This is a genomic window from Sphingobacterium sp. UBA7253 (genome assembly GCF_002472745.1).
GTDB lineage: Bacteria > Bacteroidota > Bacteroidia > Sphingobacteriales > Sphingobacteriaceae > Sphingobacterium > Sphingobacterium siyangense.
On sequence record NZ_DKSP01000009.1, the window covers coordinates 5,935 to 7,998 of the forward strand.

The 2,064-nt window shown below is 40.1% G+C and carries 4 protein-coding genes; 2 read left to right on the plus strand and 2 right to left on the minus strand.

Features of this window, described 5'->3' with window-relative positions:
* Together B2X72_RS00655 and B2X72_RS00660 are read left to right on the plus strand one after the other, a co-directional pair.
* Positions 1 to 664, plus strand: a 664-nt coding sequence (locus tag B2X72_RS00655; protein WP_286848047.1) for an SOS response-associated peptidase, incomplete at its 5' end; no start/stop codon positions are given.
* Positions 665 to 675: 11 nt separating this feature from the next.
* Positions 676 to 1,065 carry a hypothetical protein gene (locus tag B2X72_RS00660; protein WP_286848048.1) on the plus strand — a complete coding sequence of 130 codons (390 nt, stop codon included), beginning with the start codon at positions 676 to 678 and terminating at the stop codon, positions 1,063 to 1,065.
* A gap of 243 nt (positions 1,066 to 1,308) precedes the next feature.
* On the opposite strand, the gene B2X72_RS00665 is transcribed toward B2X72_RS00660, so the two are convergent.
* Together B2X72_RS00665 and B2X72_RS00670 are read right to left on the minus strand one after the other, a co-directional pair.
* Positions 1,309 to 1,557: a hypothetical protein gene (locus tag B2X72_RS00665; protein ID WP_286848049.1), complete on the minus strand. Its 249-nt coding sequence runs from the start codon at positions 1,555 to 1,557 to the stop codon at positions 1,309 to 1,311.
* Between the two features lie 135 nt (positions 1,558 to 1,692).
* Positions 1,693 to 2,064, minus strand: a 372-nt coding sequence (locus tag B2X72_RS00670; RefSeq protein ID WP_286848050.1) for a hypothetical protein, incomplete at its 5' end; no start/stop codon positions are given.

Below are 2,064 nucleotides of genomic sequence, written 5' to 3' on the forward strand. Positions count from 1 at the left end.
ATATCCGATCCTGTATAAGGACAAGGACTCAAGCCAGCTTGCATTGACCGAGATGGAGTGGGGGGTATTGCCTACCTATATTGACGATCCCAAACTGCAGGCCGATCGCAGGCGCAATATGATTAATGTGCGTAGCGAACGTATCCTGGAAGATAAAAAGTCCTATTGGTACCGTTTGCGCAAGCAACGTTGCCTTATCCCTGTGAGTGGTACCTTTGAGCATCGTGCGGTAAAGGGCTGGAAAAAGAAAGTGCCGTACTTTATCGGCGCGGAGGGCAGAGAGCTGTTCTATCTGCCAGGTTTGTACCAGTGGCATGAGACCGTGGATGAGGATGGCGTAGTTGAACGCGTAGGTTCCTTTGGAATGCTTACACGAGCAGCCAATGAAGTGATGGCCAATATCCATAATGATGGGCCCAATAAACATCGTATGCCTTTGTTCTTACCGGAGGATCTCGAGCGTCAATGGATCGAGGATATTCAGGAGGACGATATGCCGCCGATATTTCTGTTTGAAATGCCCAATGAAAAGCTTAAACACTATCCGGTGTATACGTTGAGAGGATATCCAAACCGCCCGGATGGAAAGCATCGTTACGAAGCTTTCGACTGGGAAGGATTACCGCCATTAGGAAGCGATACTGTGCAGACTTCGTTGTTTTAAATCAATATCCAATGGGAAGTTTAACGAAATATGTATCAAATGATCGACCCGAGTTCGCTGTATTTATCGAAGATGATGATAAGGTTTGTTACGCGTACTTATGGAAAGAAGGGGAAAATATCATTGCCCATGTGTGGCTATACAATGTAGCACCAACTCCGATTGAGCCAGAATTGCAAATAGAAGAAAACCATCCCTTTTTAAATCCAGCGGAATTTGTTAAAGAAAATCTTAAACCATTTGACGCATGGTCGCCTGTTGAGGTAACCTGGGATTTTGATGAAGAAGTAATAGCTAAGATATTTTTATCCGAAAGGTTGATCGCGACACTTACTGTAAGGGCAAGTCCCGGTTGGTCCAGCTTGGTAACTAAAGATGGCCCATTGGCGCAGAAGATGTAAAAACATATGCTATTGCACTGTTCCTTTTATAAAGATTCTTTATAACTTTAATATGTCGGTTAAAATATAAGACAACTAGCTAGCACCTTAGTTTACTAAGGTGCTTTTTGCTTTTCGTACCCCCGGGCGGCCCGATCTTAATTGTAAGTTAGCCTAGGTAAATCTTTTTGAGGCGGCTGGTTAGCAATTCAATTTTCCTTTCCAAAATAAGATGATAGAAGTTTTCGAAGCAATCCTGATAGATTACCTATAATACCTATAGTCGTCAGTTTCCATTACATCGTCATCAAACCATTCATCATCCAGATACTTGTAAAGATCATTTAAATCAGCTACTTCCTGACTTGTTTGAAAAAAAGGTTGAAACCAAATCCAAAAATTCTCCTGGTCTTTATAAGGATCGGGTAGTGGTACAATCACTGTACCACGGAATAGATCTCCAGGATGTTCCTTATACCTGAAGTGTGTAAACTTTTCATTTAAATTTTTCATGACAGTCATTTGGTGCGAATGCCACAAATGCTGTACCGGAGAGATTATATTAGCGTCAAAGTCAATTTTAGCACAACATTTTAAAGAAATGGACAAAGTTATTCAATATTGTTTATTTCATGACAGGCAAAGTCCTTAATATTCTAGCCCATCTGGAAACCCCGTAGCGCCAAGAAAAAAAGCTAGATGAACAATTGTTATATGGAAACATAAAATTACAACTATAGTTAAAGGCTTAAGGGTCTTTAAATCAATTCCAAGTAAAATAATTTGAGTAAGGTATTTATCGTAGTGTATACCGTATGCTAGCGTAAAAATAGATTGTGGAATTAAGGAAATCCCTAACAGAACCTTTGTCAGTTGGCTATCTTGTAGTGAACCAATATTATTCAATATCACTATATCCGTTATTGTGAAAAGTATTGAACTAACAACCAAACACAAAAATAAGCCCCTCTCTCGGGCGGTGTTTTTTTTAGTCGCATTACCAGATCTCTTCAGATATTT

Bases quoted from the DNA above. Each gene is read 5' to 3' on its own strand.
- B2X72_RS00665 (WP_286848049.1), bottom strand. From the start codon at position 1,557: ATGAAAAATTTAAATGAAAAGTTTACACACTTCAGGTATAAGGAACAT.
- B2X72_RS00660 (WP_286848048.1), top strand. From the start codon at position 676: ATGGGAAGTTTAACGAAATATGTATCAAATGATCGACCCGAGTTCGCT.